This is a genomic window from Vibrio sp. 1249-1 (assembly GCF_033340495.1).
On the sequence record NZ_JAWOWJ010000427.1, the window covers coordinates 1 to 760 of the forward strand.

Sequence of the window (760 nt, forward strand, 5' to 3'; positions counted from 1 at the left end):
TCGCAAGGCCGTATTTGGCGTCCTTGGCTTCCATTAGGTTGATAAGCGTTGTTGAGATACGTGCACCAGAACAACCCAATGGGTGACCTAGAGCAATCGCGCCGCCATTCAGGTTCACTTTTTCGTCCATCACCTCAAGCAGACCTAGGTCTTTCGCACATGGCAGAGATTGCGCTGCAAACGCTTCGTTTAGCTCGACAACGTCCATATCTTCAATTGCAAGGCCTGCACGTTTGAGCGCTTTTTGCGTTGCAGGTACAGGGCCGTAACCCATGATGGATGGATCGCAACCTGCGATCGCCATGCCTTTGATTCGTGCGCGAATCTTCAAACCAAGTTCATTGGCTTTCTCTTCGCTCATGATCAGCATTGCGGATGCACCATCAGATAGAGCGGAAGACGTGCCGGCTGTTACAGTACCGTTCGCTGGGTCGAATACCGGACGAAGTTGAGACAGACCTTCAACGGTGGTCTCTGGACGAATCACTACATCGTAATCTAACTGGAATAACGTACCGTCTGCTGCGTGGCCTTCGGTTGGTAGGAGTTCGTTTTTAAAGCGACCTTCCAATGTTGCTGCGTGAGCACGAGCATGAGAGCGCGCCGCAAACTCATCTTGTTGCTCACGGCTGATACCATGAAGCTTACCAAGCATTTCAGCGGTTAAACCCATCATACCAGCGGCTTTGGCGACGTTTTTCGACATGCCAGGGTGGAAGTCTACACCGTGGTTCATTGGTACGTGACCCATGTGCTCGAC

1 protein-coding gene is annotated in these 760 nt (G+C 51.7%); it reads right to left on the minus strand.

Annotated elements, in window-relative coordinates; all coding sequences use genetic code 11:
- Positions 1-760 (minus strand): acetyl-CoA C-acyltransferase (locus R7Z50_RS26795; protein WP_318149656.1); only part of this gene is annotated, 760 nt, incomplete at both ends.